General features: G+C 59.5%; 12 protein-coding genes and 1 tRNA gene. 5 read left to right on the forward strand and 8 right to left on the reverse strand.

The features are described from left to right. Window positions 1-2 precede the first annotated feature (2 nt). The 3 genes from yidD to rpmH are packed head-to-tail and all read right to left on the reverse strand — an operon-like array spanning window position 3 to window position 838. Window positions 3-287: a membrane protein insertion efficiency factor YidD gene (yidD, locus tag GQB00_RS16820; protein ID WP_111498477.1), complete on the reverse strand. Its 285-nt coding sequence runs from the start codon at window positions 285-287 to the stop codon at window positions 3-5. Window positions 288-309: 22 nt separating this feature from the next. Next, entirely contained in the window at window positions 310-684 is a 375-nt protein-coding gene (rnpA, locus tag GQB00_RS16825) for a ribonuclease P protein component (RefSeq protein WP_111498412.1), read from the reverse strand. Between the two features lie 19 nt (window positions 685-703). Further along, a complete protein-coding gene (rpmH, locus tag GQB00_RS16830) occupies window positions 704-838 on the reverse strand; it encodes a 50S ribosomal protein L34 (protein WP_004579611.1) in 135 nt (44 codons plus the stop codon). A 918-nt stretch (window positions 839-1,756) separates the two neighbouring features. Between rpmH and dnaA the strand changes: the two genes are divergently transcribed. The 5 genes from dnaA (at window position 1,757) to gyrB (ending at window position 10,237) form a co-directional block, all read left to right on the forward strand. After that, window positions 1,757-3,253: a chromosomal replication initiator protein DnaA gene (gene dnaA, locus GQB00_RS16835; protein ID WP_165857179.1), complete on the forward strand. Its 1,497-nt coding sequence runs from the start codon at window positions 1,757-1,759 to the stop codon at window positions 3,251-3,253. Window positions 3,254-3,318: 65 nt separating this feature from the next. After that, window positions 3,319-4,422, forward strand: coding sequence for a DNA polymerase III subunit beta (dnaN, locus tag GQB00_RS16840; RefSeq protein ID WP_165857180.1), 1,104 nt, complete (start codon window positions 3,319-3,321; stop codon window positions 4,420-4,422). A 130-nt stretch (window positions 4,423-4,552) separates the two neighbouring features. Next, entirely contained in the window at window positions 4,553-5,815 is a 1,263-nt protein-coding gene (locus GQB00_RS16845) for an ABC1 kinase family protein (RefSeq protein ID WP_165857181.1), read from the forward strand. 864 nt (window positions 5,816-6,679) lie between these two features. Further along, entirely contained in the window at window positions 6,680-7,798 is a 1,119-nt protein-coding gene (gene recF / locus GQB00_RS16850) for a DNA replication/repair protein RecF (RefSeq protein WP_165857182.1), read from the forward strand. Between the two features lie 24 nt (window positions 7,799-7,822). Continuing rightward, a complete protein-coding gene (gene gyrB, locus GQB00_RS16855; RefSeq protein WP_111498417.1) occupies window positions 7,823-10,237 on the forward strand; it encodes a DNA topoisomerase (ATP-hydrolyzing) subunit B in 2,415 nt (804 codons plus the stop codon). A 109-nt stretch (window positions 10,238-10,346) separates the two neighbouring features. On the opposite strand, the gene GQB00_RS16860 is transcribed toward gyrB, so the two are convergent. The 5 genes from GQB00_RS16860 to glyQ all read right to left on the reverse strand — a co-directional run bounded on the left by GQB00_RS16860 (window position 10,347) and on the right by glyQ (window position 15,004). Next, on the reverse strand, window positions 10,347-11,096 hold the full coding sequence (locus tag GQB00_RS16860; RefSeq protein WP_111498418.1) for a VC0807 family protein: 750 nt from the start codon (window positions 11,094-11,096) through the stop codon (window positions 10,347-10,349). 158 nt (window positions 11,097-11,254) lie between these two features. Then, window positions 11,255-11,331, reverse strand: a tRNA-Pro gene (locus GQB00_RS16865). A 91-nt stretch (window positions 11,332-11,422) separates the two neighbouring features. Continuing rightward, window positions 11,423-11,977, reverse strand: a complete 555-nt coding sequence (gene gmhB, locus GQB00_RS16870; RefSeq protein WP_111498419.1) for a D-glycero-beta-D-manno-heptose 1,7-bisphosphate 7-phosphatase — start codon at window positions 11,975-11,977, stop codon at window positions 11,423-11,425. A 4-nt stretch (window positions 11,978-11,981) separates the two neighbouring features. After that, window positions 11,982-14,057 (reverse strand): glycine--tRNA ligase subunit beta, encoded by a 2,076-nt coding sequence (gene glyS / locus GQB00_RS16875; RefSeq protein ID WP_165857183.1) that lies wholly within the window; start codon window positions 14,055-14,057, stop codon window positions 11,982-11,984. Between the two features lie 2 nt (window positions 14,058-14,059). Next, window positions 14,060-15,004, reverse strand: a complete 945-nt coding sequence (gene glyQ, locus GQB00_RS16880; RefSeq protein ID WP_111498420.1) for a glycine--tRNA ligase subunit alpha — start codon at window positions 15,002-15,004, stop codon at window positions 14,060-14,062. Window positions 15,005-15,077 lie beyond the last annotated feature (73 nt).

Consider the following 15,077-nt stretch of genomic DNA (forward strand, 5'->3'; position numbering starts at 1 on the left):
GTTTACTGTGTCGGCTGTTTTGAATGGTATGAACCGTGTTGTGGGTGCTCGTCCTGAGAATCGGGCGTCCCAGCCGTTGGTGGGACGGGGTCATAACCGCCGGCACACCAGGGATGACAGCGTAGCAGCCGTCTTAACGTCAGGTAACCGCCGCGCAGGATACCATGCCTTTCAATCGCTTCCAGTGCATAACTTGAGCAGGTGGGGTAGTGGCGGCAGTGGGAGGCCATGAGGGGACTGATGGCGTACCGGTAAAAGCGGACGGGCAGAAGTACGAGCTGTCGTATCATCAGATCCGGTACCCCTGAGTCAGCCGGAGGCAGGCTCCGCTTTACGGGCCTTGCGCCGCAAGCGCTGCCACAGCTCATTTAGAATCCGATGGATTGTCGGATTATCGAGTTCCGCCAACCCCGGTCGGCCCAGGACAACAATGTCCATCGCGGGTAGATCGTCATGCTGGCGAAAAGTTTCCCGCACCAGGCGTTTCACCCGATTGCGTTGAACAGCCAGCCTCAGATTCTTCTTCGAGAATATCAAGCCGACCCTGGCGCGCCCGAGGTTATTCGGGGTAGCCAGGATCAGAAAATGCCGGTGCGGAACGCGCACTTGCACCTGATTGAAAACCCCACTGAAATCATGGGGTTTGAGCAGGCGATCCTGCTTCGTAAACGTTCTTGGCGGCATCGAGACCTGTCAGTCTGTATCAGGCAGACAGGCGGGCGCGACCCTTGGCACGACGACGGGCAATCACTTTGCGGCCGTTGGCGGTTGCCATGCGGGCACGGAAGCCGTGAACACGCTTACGCTTCAGGACGCTGGGTTGAAACGTTCTTTTCATGATGTCGATCTCACGTTCGTGATGTGTGGAATACGTAATCCTGTCTTTTGACTGTCGACCTCCGGGCATCTGCTGGATCGGCAGATATCCTCTTGCCGGAGCAACCTGTCAAAAAATGATCAGCCAAAATAGGAGCGCGATTTTAGACAAACGGCGGCTGGAATTCAATCGTTATTGGGGGATTCACGGTTTCTACGCAGTTGCTTGTTATGTCGGCGGTGACTGACGGATTTCGATTGGAAGGAGAAGCCACGGATCGATTATCCGAATCCCCGGTGTTTTTCGGTAACAGTCATAAAAAGTCTCTTTTTCTCTTAAATGAATCTAAGACAGTTACTGTTACTGTTAGGCAGCCGCTTTTCTGTGGATACATCAGAATATTTGAATGAAAACATGAGTCTGGAGTATTGAGAAGGTTGGGCGTAAGGCGCCCTGGAGGCTGGGGAAAAGCGGTCATGGAAATGGGGAAAAAATGACCATCCGACAAACAGGCGAGTTGTTCATGGATTCGGGCTCAGGTTGTTAGGGGGGTTGCTGACCGCTAAATCACAGAGGTCTGTGGAAAACTTTCTGTCACTGAATTTCTGTACACAACCCTGTTTTTAACGTGTTAATTATTTGATAAATAATACAAAAGTTATACACAGGGTGTTTATGGTTTGGAATTTGGGGCTTTTGTTGGGGGGCTGGCGAGCGTAGAATGAGCCGCTATTCAGGCTTTCCATGAGTCTATTGCTGTTGTTACCCGCTGAAACTGACACCCGGCCCGCGCGGTTATAGGGTGCTCTGAAGCCGTCGTGCCGGGATTTCCGTTTGATGCTCGGCTGTGGCGATGGGCAGTGACTTATAAGAAGAAGGCTGATTTATTCCGTAATCATCCTCATTCAGGGATTGGCTACGCATTGGAGGCTGGCTTTCGTGCCGCAATCTATCTGGCATCAGTGTCTTGATGTACTCCGGGATGAGTTTCCCGCCCAACAGTTCAATACCTGGTTGCGTCCCCTGCAGTCCGACCACCGGGACGATCAGCTCATGCTGTTCGCACCCAATCGTTTCGTGATGGACTGGGTGAACGAAAAGTACCTGCGTCGTATTGAGGAGGTCCTCAAGGATCTGCTCGGCGGCCAGGCGCCACGCATTCAGATGACCGTCGGCAGCGCGCCTGTCCAGGCTGAGCCGGTGGAGCGCGCCGCAGCACCGGCGCCCGGTCCAGTGGAAAGCGAAGAGGCGGTCAGCGAGGAGGAAAGGGGGGTGGCCGCCACCGTCGTGGAACGTCCGGCCCCTGCGCCAGCAGCACCGGCGGCAACCACTTCGCCCGCTCCGGCGCGGGCCGCGCAGCCGGCAGCCCATACCGGCGAGCGCCGCAGTGTCCAGGTTGAAGGGGACATCAAGCACCAGAGCTTTCTCAATGAAAGCTTCACCTTCGAAACCTTTGTCGAGGGTAAATCGAACCAGCTGGCACGGGCTGCTTCCATGCAGGTGGCGGAAAATCCCGGGGGGGCCTATAACCCGCTGTTCCTGTATGGCGGCGTCGGCCTGGGTAAAACCCACCTGATGCATGCGGTGGGCAACGAAATCGTTCGGCGCAATCCGCGGGCCAAGGTGGCGTACCTGCGTTCGGAGCGCTTTGTGGCGGACATGGTCAAGGCCCTGCAGCTCAACGCCATCAACGAATTCAAACGCTATTATCGGTCGGTGGATGCCCTGCTGATCGATGATATCCAGTTCTTTGCCCGTAAAGAGCGCTCCCAGGAAGAGTTTTTCCACACTTTCAACGCCCTGCTCGAAGGTGGCCAACAGGTCATCGTCACCTGCGACCGCTTCCCCAAAGAGATTGCGGACATGGAAGAGCGCCTCAAGTCCCGCTTTGGCTGGGGACTGACGGTAATGGTGGAGCCGCCGGAGCTGGAAACCCGGGTGGCGATCCTGATGAAGAAGGCGGAGCAGGCCAACGTGCGCCTGAGCAGTGAAGCCGCGTTCTTTATTGCCCAGAAAATCCGCTCCAACGTACGGGAGCTAGAGGGGGCGCTTCGGTTGGTGATAGCGAATGCTCACTTCACTGGGCAGGAAATCACCCCGCCGTTTATTCGTGAGAGCCTCAAGGATCTGCTGGCGCTGCACGAGAAGCAGGTCAGCATCGACAATATTCAGCGCACCGTGGCAGAGTACTACAAGATCAAGGTGGCGGACCTGCTGTCCAAGCGGCGGACCCGCTCCGTGACCCGGCCTCGTCAGGTCGCGATGTCGCTGTCAAAGGAACTGACCAATCACAGTTTGCCGGAGATTGGCGATGCTTTTGGCGGCCGCGACCACACCACGGTGCTCCACGCCTGCAAGAAAATCGTTGAACTGCAGGAAACGGACGCGAATATCCGGGAAGACTATCAGAATTTCATGCGTCTGCTGACGACCTGATACCGTTCAGCGACGTCCCGATTACGCTGACCAACTAACATCCATATAAACAGAATCCGAGTGCCATGAAACTGACGATCAGCCGAGAATCCCTCCTGACACCACTGCAGTCGATTGCCGGGGTAGTGGAACGCAAACAGACCATGCCAGTACTGTCGAACGTATTGCTGGTGGCTGAAGACAACACCCTGACGCTTACCGGGACCAATATGGAAGTGGAGCTGGTGGGCCGGATCCAGCCGGTGCATGTGGACCAGCCGGGCCGGATTACCGTGCCGGCGCGCAAGCTGTCCGACATCTGCCGGGCACTCGGGGACGAATCGCCCATTGAGCTGAGTCTGGAAGGCGATCGTCTGCACCTGCGCTGCGGAGCCAGTCATTTCACCCTGTCCACGTTGCCGGCGGAGCATTTCCCCAATGTGGAAGACGATGCCGAGAGCTTCCGCCTGGAAGTCGCCCAGTCGGATCTGGGCACGATGCTTGATGCGACCGCGTTCGCCATGGCGCAGCAGGACGTGCGTTACTACCTGAACGGCCTGTTGCTCGAAGTGGACGGTGAGCACCTGCGTGCCGTGGCGACCGATGGACACCGTCTGGCCATGTCCCACCTGGCGATGGCTACCGGCATCAATGAACCCCGTCAGGTGATCGTACCGCGTAAGGGCGTGCTCGAACTGGGCCGCCTGCTGGACGACGTACAGACACCGGTTACCCTCGTGTTTGGTGACAACCACCTGCGTGCCACCGTGGGCGCTTACACGTTTACGTCCAAACTGATCGAAGGCAAATTCCCGGACTACAACCGGGTTATTCCGCGTGGTGGTGACAAGACGATGCTGGCCGATCGCGCGACGCTGAAGAACACGCTGCAGCGGGCCGGGATCCTGTCCCACGAGAACATTCGCGGTGTTCGTCTGAGTCTGGAATCCGGGCGACTGCAGATTTTCGCCAACAACCCGGACCAGGAGCAGGCGGAAGATGCGTTGCCTGTGGATTACGAGGGCGAGAGTCTGCAGATCGGCTTCAACGTCGGCTACCTGGTGGACGTGCTCAACGCGCTGGACGATGACCAGGTGAAAATCACCCTGTCGAATCCCAACAGCAGTGCGTTGATTGAGGCCCAAAATGACGCGAGTTGCCTGTATGTCGTCATGCCCATGAGGCTATAGAGTAAGAGGCAGCTCGGAGGCGGGTCGGACTCTTTCCCGGCCCGCGTAAACCTTCCCAGACAGGTATTGTTCCGGAGTCTGCTGCTGTTGTTCTGCCGTTCAGGCTCCTTCGGTAACGAGGAGATTTACAATGGTAGTGAATGGCATCAAGGGCGCCTTCCGGATCGGTCAGACTCTGACCGTACTCGGCAAAACCGGGGTCAGCTGGCTTCGCGGCGACCGACCGCCAACGCCGGCACTGTTGCGGCAGACGTTTGAAAACCTGGGTGCGACCTACATCAAGCTTGGCCAGTTCATCGCCAGCTCCCCCACCTTCTTCCCGCCCGGTTATGTGGAAGAGTTCCAGAAATGTCTCGACCGCACGCCCGCCCTGCCCTTTTCACTGATGCGGAAAATCCTGCGCGAGGAACTGAAACAGCCTCTGGAATCCGTTTTCGCGCATATTGATCCGGTCCCGCTGGCGTCGGCTTCCATTGCCCAGGTTCATGCGGCTCGGTTGGTCACCGGTGAAGATGTGGTGATCAAGATCCAGAAGCCGGGTGTGGAAAACATCCTGCTCACGGATCTTAACTTCCTTTACGTATCGGCGCGGGTTCTGGAAACCATTGCGCCTAAATTGTCCTGGACGTCGCTGTCCGGCATTGTCGAGGAAATCCAGCGTACGATGATGGAGGAGTGTGACTTCATCAAGGAAGCGAACAACCTCAAGACGTTCCGACAGTTCCTCAGTGACAGTCACAACATGGAGGCAACGGTTCCAAGGGTTTACGAAGCCTGCAGTACCCGGAGGGTGCTGACCATGGAGCGTTTCTACGGCGTGCCGCTGACCGATCTTGAGTCGATTCGAGCGGTCACCAGCGATCCGGAACGCACGTTAATCACCGCAATGAACACCTGGTTCTCCAGCCTCACCCAATGCGAGTTTTTTCACGCCGACGTCCATGCGGGCAACCTGATGGTGCTGCGCGATGGTCGGGTGGGCTTTATCGACTTTGGCATTGTCGGCCGAATCAAGCCGGACACGTGGCAGGCGGTGTCGGATTTTATTTCCGCGGTGATGGTCGGGCAGTTCGAAGGCATGGCGGATGCGATGGTTCGGATCGGGGTGACCCATGCCAGGATAGACGTCAACCAGTTGGCGGACGATCTTCGGCGTCTGTATAACCAGATGGACCGGATGGTGCCGGACACGCCCTGTGCCGCTGAGGAGGCAGAGGACGAGGTGAACAATATCCTGATGGATATGGTGAAGATCGGTGAATCCCATGGCCTGCATTTCCCGCGCGAGTTTGCGCTGCTGATCAAGCAGTTCCTTTATTTCGACCGCTATGTGCATATCCTCGCGCCGGAAATGGACATGTTCATGGACGAGCGCCTGAATCTTCTGCATTGATTCCAAGAGGCTATCTATCTTGGCCGAAGTAAGATGTTCCACGTGGAACATCTTACTTCGATGCCTTCTCTCCCTCGCTTCCCCTTCCGAGTATCAGTCAGCCCCCTTCTTCAAGGCCATGCCATCGGCCAGTTGAACATCCTGTACCGATAGATCATCAACGGTAATCGGTGGATGACGGCCGGGACTTTTGGCTCTGCCTGGTCCGCTACTCTTTTCTGCTGGTGGCCGTCTTTGGATCTTCGATGTGCCGACTGTCGGTAGGGTTTGGCTCTCGGAGCTCCAGAACTTTGATGACTCCTGGTTAAACTCTGTCCAGAGGAAATCCGAAGCGACAAACCTTAGCGAATCAGAAAGGATATCTGTGGAAAACTTTCTGGGCGGGCTGTCCGCTGCGGCGGTTGGTGCCGTATGCACAGTCGGTCTCCCGGATTGGCTCGACGGCATTTTGGTGCGATAGCAGCCGTGCGCTGACTCAATTGGCGAGTGCGCTATGTCATTTAGGGCCGCGCCAGCCAAGGCTTTACGTCGTATTGGCAATATAGGAAGGAGCAGGGCTGGCCGGATTCGCGAGCGGAGTTGGGGCATAATCGGTGTTCTGGTCGAAGCCTTCCAGACCGGCCTTCGCCACGGATTATCCTGTGGACAACTGTGTGGGAGAAATTCGCGTCGGCGCGAATGCCTGAGTAATTTGGGGAAGCGAGCCAGCGAATTTATACACAGCGGCGGAACGATTGGGGCGTTTCGGAAGCGTTGGGTTTAGGTACGCCGTGCTGCTGAAGGATGTCGACGTCGGGACTGCATTCGCCGCCCGTTAACCTGTAGACTACGGATTGGCCTTTCTGGAACGGACACACCGGGTGCATGGCACTACTCAGACTTCAGACCCAACAGTTTCGTAACCTGGCGCCCGCCAATCTCAACTTTTCCCCTTCCGTGAACCTGATCTACGGTGCCAATGGCAGCGGCAAGAGCAGTGTGTTGGAAGCCATTGCCTATCTCGGTCTCGGGCGATCCTTCCGGGTCAATCGTCACGAGGCGGTGGTTCGCCACGGACAAGAGAACCTGACGGTGTTTGGCGAAGTCCGTGAGCCTGAGCTGGCGGGCGCGTCGCCCCACCCCTTGACCCATCGCATTGGTCTGTTTCGGGATGTCGCCCAGGGCGAGACCCGCTTGAAGGTGGATGGCGAACGTGTGAAGACGCTCTCCTTCGTGGCGCGTCATTTACCCGTGTCCGTGATCGATCCGGGGACTTTCGATATTGTGACCGGTGGTCCCGGTAAGCGGCGGCAGTTTCTCGACTGGTCAGTGTTCCACGTGGAACATGGTTTCTCGACCCTGTGGCAGCAGTGCCAGCGGGCGATTTCGCAGCGGAATAAAATTCTCAGAAATGGTAGAATTGACGAATCGTTGCTCAGCATCTGGGACCGGCAGTATGTTGCTCTGGCGGAGCAGGTGACTGAAGTCCGAAAAGCCGTGTTCGATCAGTTCCGTCCGCTGCTGGAGCGCATCATCGAGGATATCGATGCGCCGTGGCGACAGGATCTCAAGTTCGAGTTTTTTCCCGGCTGGGATCGCAAAGCCCGTCTGGCGGATGTGCTGGCCGGGCACCGGGAGCAGGAATCCAAGGTAGGACATACCCTGTACGGCCCCAATCGTGCCGACGTACGCGTCAAATACCAGGGTCGCCCGGTGGCGGAAACCCTGTCGCGAGGCCAGCAGAAAACCCTGGTGATACTGATGAAGATTGCCCAGGGCGAGCTGCTCAAGCAGCATGGCCGGCAATGCACGTTCTTACTGGACGATATCAACGCGGAGCTCGACGAGAATCACCGTCGAATGCTGGCTGGCAAGCTCCGAGATCTTGGCAGCCAGGTGTTCATCACCTCGATCGAACCGCCACGACCTGCCGAACTCTGGCAGGAACCCATGCCCGATTTCAAAGTGTTCCACGTGGAACATGGCGAGTTTACGGAAGAATAAGATCTGCGCTTTAGGAGCGTCCGAATGACAACGTCGACTTATAATTCCTCCAGCATCAAGGTCCTCAAGGGGCTGGATGCCGTTCGCAAACGTCCCGGTATGTACATCGGCGACACGGATGACGGCACGGGCCTGCACCACATGGTCTTCGAGATCGTCGATAACTCCATTGACGAAGCGCTCGCCGGCTTCTGCAGCGAGATTGGCATCGTCATCCATCCTGACGAGTCGGTGACCGTGCGCGACAATGGCCGGGGCATCCCGGTCGATATGCACGAGGAAGAAGGCGTTTCCGCCGCCGAGGTCATCATGACCGTCCTGCACGCTGGCGGTAAGTTTGACGACAACACCTACAAGGTTTCCGGTGGCCTGCATGGCGTCGGGGTTTCCGTCGTCAACGCCCTGTCCGCCCAGCTGCGCCTGACGATCCGGCGTGACGGAGTGGTCTGGGAGCAGACCTATCACGATGGCGTCCCGGATGCCCCGCTCAGCCAGAAAGGCGAAACCGACCGGACCGGGACTGAAGTGCACTTCGTGCCGTCGCCGGAAACCTTCAGCAACATCGTTTTCCACTACGACATCCTGGCCAAGCGCTTGCGGGAACTGGCGTTCCTGAACAGCGGCGTGCGTATCCGCCTGACCGACGAGCGGACCGGCAAGGAAGATCTCTTCGAGTACGAAGGTGGTTTGCGGGCGTTTGTTGAGCACCTGAACACCAACAAGACGCCCCTGAACCGGGTATTCCACTTCAATGGCGAACGCGAAGACGGCATCGCCGTGGAAGTGGCGATGCAGTGGAACGATGCCTTCCAGGAGAACATCTTCTGTTTCACCAACAACATCCCGCAGCGGGATGGTGGTACCCACATGGCAGGCTTCCGCGCTGCCCTCACCCGCTCGCTGAACAACTACATCGAGCAGGAAGGGCTGGGCAAGAAGGCCAAGATCGCCACCTCCGGCGATGACGCCCGGGAAGGTCTGACCGCGATCATCAGCGTGAAGGTGCCGGATCCCAAGTTCTCCTCCCAGACCAAGGACAAGCTGGTCTCCTCAGAAGTGAAGACCGCGGTCGAGCAGGAGCTGTATCAGACCTTCTCCGACTTCCTGAACGAGCAGCCCAACGAAGCCAAGATCATCGTCAACAAGATGCTCGACGCGGCGCGGGCCCGGGAAGCGGCGCGTAAGGCGCGGGAAATGACCCGCCGCAAGGGCGCTCTGGATATCGCCGGCCTGCCCGGCAAACTGGCGGACTGCCAGGAGAAGGATCCCGCCCTGTCCGAACTGTACATTGTGGAGGGTGATTCGGCCGGCGGCAGCGCCAAGCAGGGTCGTGATCGCCGCACCCAGGCGATCCTGCCGCTCAAGGGCAAGATTCTCAACGTGGAGAAGGCGCGCTTCGACAAGATGCTGTCCTCCGCCGAAGTGGGCACGCTGATCACCGCCCTGGGCTGCGGCATCGGTCGCGAAGAGTTCGATCCGGAGAAGCTGCGTTATCACTCCATCATCATCATGACGGACGCTGACGTCGACGGTTCCCACATCCGCACGCTGCTGCTGACCTTCCTGTTCCGCCAGATGCGCGAGATCATTGAGCGCGGCCACGTGTTCATCGCCATGCCGCCGCTTTACAAGGTCAAGCGTGGCAAGCAGGAGCAATACCTGAAGGACGAGAAGGCCAAGGAAGCCTACCTGACCCAGACCGCCCTGGAAGGTGCCCAGTTCTACGTCAATCCGTCGGCTCCGCCCATCGCCGATTCCGCGCTGGAATCCCTGGTGAAGGAATACCAGTCGGTGATGGCCATGATCGATCGTCTGTCCCGCGCCTACCCCACCAAGGTGCTGGAGCAGATGATCTACAACAGCTCCCTCAAGCCGGAAGACCTGAGCAACCGCGATGCGGTTACCGAATGGGTCGGACGCCTGGGTGCAGGCCTCGATCTGGATACCCGCACGGGCACCAAGTACGTGTTCTCGGTCCACGAGGACGAAGAGCGCAAACTGTATCTGCCGCGTGTGGAAATCTTCGTGCACGGCATCCCACAGACCCACGTCTTCAATCACGAGTTTTTCGAGTCAGCTTCTTACGCGGCCATTGCCCGCCTTGGGGAAAAGCTGGACGGTCTGATCGAGGAAGGCGCCTACATCCAGCGTGGCGAGCGCAAACAGGCTGTACTGAGCTTTGAGGGTGGCCTGCAGTGGCTGATGAAGGAAGCCCAGCGCGGCCTCAACATCCAGCGCTACAAGGGGCTGGGCGAGATGAACCCGGAACAGCTGTGGGAAACCACCATGGATCCGGACACCCGCCGCATGATGAAGGTGACCATCGAGGACGCCATCGCCGCGGACCAGATCTTCACCACCCTGATGGGGGACGAGGTGGAGCCGCGTCGGGACTTCATCCAGACCAACGCGCTGGAAGTGACCAACCTCGACGTGTAAAAAGCTGTGGATAGATCTGTTAAAAGATCTGGATATAAAGAGCCCGGGCATTGCCCGGGCTTTTTTATATCTGTGGAAAACTCAATTGAAGGGGAGGATCCGTGGCCGATCAGGACTTGTCTTTGTCGTCCTGGGCGGCGGCCAGGGCCGGTGACAGTACCTCTTCCAGCTTGAAGCCGGTCAGGTTACGGATGGCGCGCCACAGATAGTAGAAAATGGCGATCATCATGATCATCGAGGGGATGGCGATCATCGGATAGCTCACCAGGGTCATCTGGCCCAGCTCCTCATTGAACGCCGGTGTGCCGGACGGGCTGGTGACGATCCATTTGGCGATGATGTAGTTCATCACCGAGGAAAACAGGAATGTGCCCGCGAAGTAGTAGCTGGCCCGCATCAGACGGGTTTCGAACACCCCTTCATTGCCCTTCTCCACCAGCGCATCGTGGATTTTATCCACATCGAGCACCGTGCGGTTGTACAGTAGCGTCCGCACCAGTGGATAACGCGTCTTTGTGGATATCAGCACGGCCAGGCCGATGATCAGTGGCACGGCGGCTTCCTTGATCGCCAGCCATTCGGCATCCAGGTGCAGCAGGCCGATGCCGCCGGTCAACAGGATGCTGATCAGCCCCAGTACCGCAATGAAGTTCTTCTTGCCAAAGCGGACCAGTTCATACAGACCCCAACCCAATGGAAAGGCCAGCGCCACGATGAGCGCGTTGGCCGACCCCAGGTCCTGCTCGCCGCTGAACTTCATGAGGATGACGGAAGGAATAACGATACTGATCAGCAGGTCGGCCCAGGGGCGTTGCTGATGTTTCGGCGCGGTGGCGGCCGCTGAGGATTGTTGACTCATAGTGCGCGAATCCGGTCGGTCAGGAAGGCTTTGCCGTTGGCAACGTTGCTGCTGGCAGTATACCGAAGAATGGCGGTTACGGCCTGACCTTTCAAGATTGGGATTGATCTGTGGAAAACGCGGGGTAAATGACGCTAAGTCATTGAAGGGAGGGAAAATGGTCGGCGTGGCAGGACTTGAACCTGCGACCCCTTCGTCCCGAACGAAGTGCGCTACCAGACTGCGCCACACGCCGAATTTCGGCCGTATTATACTGATGATTGCGGGGAATGCCACCCCTTTATGCGGTCTTTTTTGCCGGCCGGCGAGTCAGTCGGTGGGCGGGATCAGGATCCGTCCGCGCCGAGCAGGTTATCCACAAACGCAGACAGATTCTTCCAGACCGTCACAGCGCCCAGAGGCGCCTTGTGCAGCTCTTTTTCGGTTTGCCGGCCGTTGCCCGTACGAACCAGCGCGGCGGCCTTACAGCCCGCCGCCAGGCCCGCCTCGAGGTCCTTGCGACTGTCCCCCACCATGATCGCGTCCGTCAGGTCCGCCAGACCCAGTTGGTCGCGGATGTCCTCCAGCAGACCGGTGCGGGGTTTGCGGCAGTTGCAGTCCTCGTCCGGGTGATGCGGACAGTAGGCGATGCAGTCGATGCGACCGCCCACGGCGTCCACCAGGCGGCGCAGCTGGGCGTGCATGGCGTCGAGGATGAGATGGTCGTAGAAACCCCGGGCGATGCCGGACTGGTTGGTGGCCACGGCCACCTGATGCCCGGCCCGGGTCAGGCGGCCAATGGCGTCGATGCTGCTGGCTATCGGCAGCCACTCCTCGACCGAACAGATGTATTCACCGTGGTAACGGTTAATCACGCCGTCGCGGTCGAGGATGATCAGCATCGCGCTAGCCGGTCGGCAGCAGGGAAATGTCCGCCACCTGCAGGAACAGGTTCCGCAGGCGGTTGAGCAGCGCCAGCCGGTTACGTTTCACGGACTCGTCGTCGGCCATCACCATGACCTCGTCGAAGAAACGGTCCACCGTCTCGCGCAGATCCGCCAGGGACGCCAGTGCCGCGGCGTAGTCGCCTCGTGCGAACAGCGGCGCGACTTTCTCCGCCTGGGCGTCCACCGCGTCGGCCAGCGCCTTCTCCGCGTCGTCCTGCAGCAGACTGGTGTCGACGGTGTCGCCCAGGCTGTCCCCACCCTGCTTCACGAGGATATTGGACACGCGCTTGTTGGCAGCGGCCAAGGCTTCGGCGGCCGGCAGCTGACGGAATTTTTCCACAGCCTGGATACGCTGTTCGAAGTCCAGCGGCCGGGTCGGACGGCGGGCGTGCACCGCCAGGTAAACCTCGGCGCCGATGCCCTGTTCCTCGTAATGGGCGCGAAACCGTTCCAGCATGTAGTCGACCACCGGCGTGACCGGGTCCTCCACCGTCAGCGAGGTGAAGTTCTCGGCCGCCCACTGGCAGCAGGTTTCCAGGTCCAGCGGCAGCTCACGCTCGACGATGATGCGCAGCACGCCCAGCGACGAGCGACGCAGGCCGAACGGGTCGCGGGTGCCGGACGGCGGCTGGTTGATGCCGAATAGCCCCACCAGCGAGTCCAGGCGATCCGCCAGTGCCACCGCGCAACCGGTCAGGCTGCGGGGCAGGTCGTCGCCGGCAAAGCGCGGCATGTACTGCTCGTTCAGGGCCCCGGCCACCTCGTCCGGCTCGCCGTCATTGCGGGCGTAGTATTCGCCCATGATGCCCTGCAGGTCGGTGAACTCCAGCACCATTTCGCTGACCAGGTCGGTCTTGGCCAGCATCGCGGCGCGCTCGGCGTATTGCGGGTTGCCGTCGATGGCTTCGGCAATCTTCTTCGCCAGGCTGGCCACGCGCACGGACTTGTCGTGCAGGCTGCCCAGTTTTTCCTGGAAGACGATCGGCTTGAGGGCGTCGATGCGGCTCTCCAGGGTGTGCTTGCGGTCGGTGTCGTAGAAGAAGGCGGCATCGGCCAGACGCGGACGGATGACCTTCTCGTTGCCTTCGACCACCTGTTGCGGGTCCTTGCTCTCCAGATTGGCCACGGTGATGAACAACGGCAGCATGCGATCGGCGTTATCCACAACGTGGAAGTACTTCTGGTGTTCCTTCATGGAAGAGATCAGCGCCTCGGCGGGCACGTCCAGGAAGCGTTCCTCGAAAGCGCCCATCAGCGGCACGGGCCATTCGTTGAGGGCGGTGACTTCGTTCAGCAGTTCCTCATCGATGACTGCCTTGCCTTCCTTCTCCTGCGCCAGGCGGGTCACGCCGGCGCGGATCTTGTCGCGACGCTCGGCAAAGCTGGCCAGCACGTAGCCTTCCTCGCGCAGGACCAGTTCGTAGGCGTCCGGCGTCGGGATAATCAGTTCCTTGGGGCAATGGAAGCGGTGGCCGCGGGTCTCGTTACCCGCCGGCAGCCCCATGATATCGGCGTCGATGATCTTGCTGCCGAACAGCAGCACGATCCAGTGCACCGGGCGCACGAATTCGGACTTGTGGGCGCCCCAGCGCATGCGCTTGGGAATCGGCAGACCGGCCAGCGACTGGTTGACCAGATCCGGCACCAGATCGGCGGTGGCCTTGCCCTGCTCGACGGTGCGGTAGACCACCCAGGCGCCCTTTTCGGTTTCCAGGGTATCCAGCTGGTCCGGCGTCACGCCCAGGGACGTGGCGAAGCCGGTCAGCGCGCGGGTCGGGTTGCCGGCGTCGTCGAAGGCCGCCTTCACGGCGGGACCGCGTTTTTCCACAGCCTTGTCCGGCTGGGCGTCGGCCAGGTCACTGACGCGGATGGCCAGACGGCGCGGCGCGGCAAAGGATTCCACCTTGCCATACTCGATACCGGCGTCGTCGAGGCCTTTGCAGAAACCGGCGGTAAACGCCTCGGACAGCGTCTTCAGCGCCTTGGGAGGCAGCTCCTCGGTGCCGATTTCGACCAGAAAATCCTGTGTTGCCATGATCATGCGTCCCCTTTTTCCGCGTCCGCCAGCATTTCTTCACGCAGGGCATCCGGCGCCATGGGGAAGCCCAGAGCCTTGCGGCTGTCGAAATAGGCCCGGGCCACGGCGCGGGCCAGGGTGCGTACGCGGAGGATATAGCGCTGCCGCTCCGTCACGGAAATGGCGTGACGGGCATCGAGCAGGTTAAACGTGTGCGAAGCCTTCAGAACCTGTTCGTAGGCCGGCAGGGCCAGGCCCGCTTCGATCAGGCGCTGGCTTTCGCGCTCGTGAACGTCGAAGCACTGGAACAGGAAGTCGATGTCGGCGTGTTCGAAGTTGTAGGTCGACATTTCCACCTCGTTCTGGTGGAACACGTCGCCGTAGGTCACCACGCCGTCCGGGCCTTCTGTCCAGACCAGGTCATAGACGCTGTCGACGCCCTGCAGGTACATCGCGATGCGCTCGAGACCGTAGGTCAGCTCGCCGGTAACCGGGTAGCATTCCAGGCCGCCCACCTGCTGGAAGTAGGTGAACTGGGTGACTTCCATGCCGTTGAGCCAGATTTCCCAGCCCAGGCCCCAGGCGCCCAGCGTGGGCGATTCCCAGTTGTCCTCGACGAAGCGGATGTCATGCACCAGCGGGTCCAGGCCCAGCGCCTTGAGCGAATCCAGGTACAGCTCCTGGATGTTGTCCGGCGATGGCTTGAGCACCACCTGGAACTGGTAGTAATGCTGCAGACGGTTGGGGTTTTCCCCGTAACGGCCATCGGTGGGCCGGCGGCTGGGCTGAACGTAGGCCGCGTTCCAGGTTTCCGGACCGATCGCCCGCAGGAAAGTGGACGGGTGAAAAGTGCCGGCCCCGACTTCCATATCCAGCGGCTGCTGAACGACGCAGCCGTGCCGTGCCCAGAATTGCTGCAGGGCCAGGATAAGGCCCTGGAAAGTCTTGATGTCCGTGTTTGCCATCTCAGTCACGACGGTTGCCTGTCTATCTCTCTGTGTGTGGCGCCTTGCGCACTGGTTAAGTGGGGATCGGGCG

The sequence above is a fragment of the Marinobacter sp. JSM 1782161 genome, assembly GCF_011421605.1.
GTDB classification, from domain to species: Bacteria; Pseudomonadota; Gammaproteobacteria; order Pseudomonadales; family Oleiphilaceae; genus Marinobacter_A; species Marinobacter_A bohaiensis.

Bases quoted from the DNA above. Each gene is read 5' to 3' on its own strand.
- rnpA (WP_111498412.1), bottom strand. From the start codon at position 684: ATGCCGCCAAGAACGTTTACGAAGCAGGATCGCCTGCTCAAACCCCAT.
- rpmH (WP_004579611.1), bottom strand. From the start codon at position 838: ATGAAAAGAACGTTTCAACCCAGCGTCCTGAAGCGTAAGCGTGTTCAC.
- dnaN (WP_165857180.1), top strand. From the start codon at position 3,319: ATGAAACTGACGATCAGCCGAGAATCCCTCCTGACACCACTGCAGTCG.
- GQB00_RS16845 (WP_165857181.1), top strand. From the start codon at position 4,553: ATGGTAGTGAATGGCATCAAGGGCGCCTTCCGGATCGGTCAGACTCTG.
- recF (WP_165857182.1), top strand. From the start codon at position 6,680: ATGGCACTACTCAGACTTCAGACCCAACAGTTTCGTAACCTGGCGCCC.
- gyrB (WP_111498417.1), top strand. From the start codon at position 7,823: ATGACAACGTCGACTTATAATTCCTCCAGCATCAAGGTCCTCAAGGGG.
- GQB00_RS16860 (WP_111498418.1), bottom strand. From the start codon at position 11,096: ATGAGTCAACAATCCTCAGCGGCCGCCACCGCGCCGAAACATCAGCAA.
- gmhB (WP_111498419.1), bottom strand. From the start codon at position 11,977: ATGCTGATCATCCTCGACCGCGACGGCGTGATTAACCGTTACCACGGT.
- glyS (WP_165857183.1), bottom strand. From the start codon at position 14,057: ATGGCAACACAGGATTTTCTGGTCGAAATCGGCACCGAGGAGCTGCCT.
- glyQ (WP_111498420.1), bottom strand. From the start codon at position 15,004: ATGGCAAACACGGACATCAAGACTTTCCAGGGCCTTATCCTGGCCCTG.